Below are 3,392 nucleotides of genomic sequence, written 5' to 3' on the forward strand. Positions count from 1 at the left end.
GAGCATGACGACCTTCGTGTGCGGCGACGCCGACACGATCCCGGGCAGCGCCGTGATCCCATCCACGTTGGGCATCGCGACGTCCAGGAGGACGAGGTCGGGCTGGTGCGTGGTCGCGTGAGCCACCGCTTCGGCACCGTCAACGGCTTCGGCGACGACCGCGAACCGGCCGCTGCGCTCGAGCGTGACCCGGTACAGCAGCCGTAGGTCGGCGACGTCGTCGGCGAGGACCGTGCGGAACACCGTGGCGCTCGCCGACCTGCCGGGACCCATCGCGGCCACGTTGCTCCTGTGATCGACCGTGGCGGATGATGCCCGATGCAGCGTCCGTCGTCAGCCGATCCGGCACGAAAAGCGCGCTGTATCGCTGTACCGTGCCTGCGATCGCCCTGCGAGGACGGGCGGTCGCTCCGTGACCATCGGTTGTGTGCGAGGTCGATCGTGGACGAGCGGCGTTACCGCGCGGTCGCGGCCGAACTCGCCCCCGCGCTGAACCGGCACCTCACCGAACTCCTCGACGACCTGGTCGAGGGCCTCGCTGAGCAGGCTCCGCAGGCGGGGCTGTGGTCGGAGGAGCAACGTGAGCAGATCCGTGAAGGGATCCGTCAGGTGCTGCTGGGGCTGCTGCGGTTCCTGCGGATCGGGGATCTCGAGGCACACCAGTGCGAGCGGCTGCGGCGTGTGGTGGCCGCGCCCGTCCCCGGCCTGGGCCCCGGCCACGCCGGCGACGTGCCCCGGCTGCTGCGGATGGACGCCTTGGACGTGGCAGCGCGGCTGCTCGGCCCGTGGCTCACCGACGAACGTCGCCGGGTCCTCGATCACGAGCTCGAGCGGTACTTCTCGATCCTGCAACCTCCCGACCCTCGTGTGGGTGGCTCGTTGCCCGAACTCGACCAGTGGCTGGCTCGGATCGCAGCGGAGGGCACCGACCGGGGACCTGCGCCCGGCTCCCGCTCCGGCAGCTTCGGTCGGGTCAGGAGCAGCTGAGTGGCATCCGGACCGCAGCAGCGATGACCGACCTCTCGCGGCTCCCGCAGGTCGATGCGGTCCTCCGCGATCCGGCTGCGGCATCGTTCGTCGAGACCTACGGGCGCCGGCCGTTCGCGGACGCGGTCCGCCGGTCCGTTGACCAGGCACGTGAACGGGCACGGCGGGGCGGCCAGGTACCGGGTGTCGATGAGGTGATCACCGCCGCGGCGCAGGACCTGGCCGCCCGACGGGCGGGACGGATCCGCCGTGTGCTCAACGCCACCGGAGTGGTGCTGCACACCAACCTGGGCCGGGCACCGCTGTCCGCCGACGCCCGCGCAGCGATGGCGGAGGCCGCCGGGTACTGCACCGTTGAGTACCAGCTGGAGCACGGCAGACGCGGTTCGCGCACCGCCCACCTGGGTCGGCTCGCCGCCGAAGCGTGCGACGCGGAAGCCGCGACGGTCGTCAACAACGGCGCCGGGGCGGTCGTGCTGGTGTTGGCCGCGCTCGCCGCCGGACGCGAAGCGATCGTGAGCCGCGGTGAGCTCGTCGAGATCGGTGGGTCGTTCCGCCTCCCCGACGTGATGGCCGGATCGGGTTCGATCCTGCGCGAGGTCGGGACAACCAACCGCACGCGGGTCGACGACTACCGTCACGCGGTCTGTGACCGCACCGGCGTGATCATGAAGATCCACCGGTCCAACTACCGGATCGTGGGGTTCGTGCAGCAACCGCGTGACGAGCAGATCGCCGCGGTTGCCCGCGAAGCCGGCGTGCCGTTCGTTCACGACATCGGTTCGGGTCTGATCCGGGACGTGGACGTCCCCGGTCTGCAGGGCGAGCCGTCGGCCGTCGCGGCGCTGTCCAGCGGCGCCGACCTGGTGTTGTTCAGTGGCGACAAGCTCCTGGGCGGCCCCCAGGCCGGCATCATCGCCGGCCGCGGCGATCTGGTGCGGCGCTGCGCCACGCACCCGCTGGCACGTGCGCTGCGCATCGACAAGTCGCGCCGCGCCGCCCTGGAGGTCACGCTCGAGGCCCACGTGCGCAGCGACGTCCCCCTCGATCTGCCGGTCTGGGCGATGCTGACCGCCGACGTCGAGACGCTGCGCGACCGCGCCGTGCGACTCGCCTCTCAACTGGGCGCCCCGGCCCGAGAGGTCCAGACCGTGTCGACCACCGGTGGAGGGTCGCTGCCGGGGAGCGAGCTGGAGTCGTGGGCGGTGGCGCTGGACGTCCCCCGCCCCGACGAACTCGCCGGCGAGCTCCGCGCTGGTGAACCCCCTGTGGTGGGGCGGGTGGAGGGCGACACGGTCGTGCTGGACCTGCGCACGATCGCACCGGCGCACGACGACCTGCTGGCCGAAGCGGTCCGGGCCGCCCTCCGCGACCACGGGTGAGACCGGCCGTGCACGTCGTCGCCACCGCCGGACACGTCGACCACGGCAAGTCCACGCTGCTGCGGGCGTTGACTACCATGGAACCCGACCGGTGGGAGGAAGAACGCCGCCGCGGGCTCACGATCGACCTCGGCTTCGTGTGGACCAACCTCGACGTCCCCGACGGCGACGCCCGGCTGACCGTCGCGTTCGTCGACGTCCCCGGCCACGAGCGGTTCATCGCCAACATGCTCGCCGGCGCCGGGGCGGTGCAGCTGGCCCTGTTCGTGGTCGCTGCCGACGACGGCTGGTCGGCGCAGTCGCAGGAACACCTCGACATCCTCGACCTGCTCGGCGTCCGCGCCGCCGTGGTCGCCGTCACCAAAGCCGACCTCGCCGGCGACGAGCGGGCCGCCACAGTCGCTGCGGACGTCGGCCGCCGGCTGGCGGCCACGAGCCTGGCCGGGGCACCGGTCGTGGTGGTCGACGCGATCACCGGCCGCGGCGTACCGGAGTTGCGCGCCACGCTCGCCCGGCGCCTCGCGCAGACCCCGGCTGCCGGCGACGTCGGCCGTCCCCGGCTGTGGGTCGACCGGTCGTTCACGATCACTGGTGCCGGCACGGTGGCTACCGGCACGTTGGTGGACGGCTGGCTGCGGGTCGGACAGGAGCTGATCCTGTCCCCCGATGGCCGCACCGTCCGGGTCCGTGGACTGCAGAGCCTCGGCGCCGACGTCGACGCGGCCGCCCCCGGGAGCCGCGTCGCGGTGAACCTGTCGGGCGTCGACCGTGAGGAGGTCGCCAGAGGCGACGCGCTGGTGGGGCTCACCACCGGCGACGGCCGCCCCGCACCCGCCCGCACCGTCCGGGGAGCGTGGCGCGCCACCGCCACGCTCGACGCGTGGGTGCGGGCGCTGCCCGGCCAAGAGGTCGGCCGCACGGGGGCGTGGCACCTGCACGCCGGCAGCGCGGAGGTGATCGCGACCATCCACCCGCTGCTGCACGACCCGGCCGTCGACGGCCGACCGGCGCACATCCGCATCG

At 73.1% G+C, this 3,392-nt stretch carries 4 protein-coding genes; 3 read left to right on the top strand and 1 reads right to left on the bottom strand.

Going from position 1 to position 3,392, the window contains the following annotated elements:
- The coding region (locus tag M3N57_10320) for a response regulator (protein ID MDP9023064.1) at positions 1-273 on the bottom strand (273 nt) is incomplete at its 3' end.
- A 168-nt stretch (positions 274-441) separates the two neighbouring features.
- Between M3N57_10320 and M3N57_10325 the strand changes: the two genes are divergently transcribed.
- From M3N57_10325 to selB, 3 genes are all read left to right on the top strand, one after another.
- The gene (locus tag M3N57_10325; protein MDP9023065.1) at positions 442-987 is read left to right on the top strand and encodes a hypothetical protein; all 546 of its coding nucleotides are present in this window, start codon (positions 442-444) and stop codon (positions 985-987) included.
- A gap of 23 nt (positions 988-1,010) precedes the next feature.
- Positions 1,011-2,369 carry an L-seryl-tRNA(Sec) selenium transferase gene (selA, locus tag M3N57_10330; protein ID MDP9023066.1) on the top strand — a complete coding sequence of 453 codons (1,359 nt, stop codon included), beginning with the start codon at positions 1,011-1,013 and terminating at the stop codon, positions 2,367-2,369.
- Between the two features lie 8 nt (positions 2,370-2,377).
- Positions 2,378-3,392 (top strand): selenocysteine-specific translation elongation factor (gene selB, locus M3N57_10335; GenBank protein ID MDP9023067.1); only part of this gene is annotated, 1,015 nt, incomplete at its 3' end.

This window comes from Actinomycetota bacterium (assembly GCA_030776725.1).
Classification (GTDB): domain Bacteria; phylum Actinomycetota; class Nitriliruptoria; order Nitriliruptorales; family JAHWKO01; genus JAHWKW01.

Coding starts and splice junctions, on each gene's coding strand:
- selA (MDP9023066.1), top strand. CDS start 1,011: ATGACCGACCTCTCGCGGCTCCCGCAGGTCGATGCGGTCCTCCGCGAT.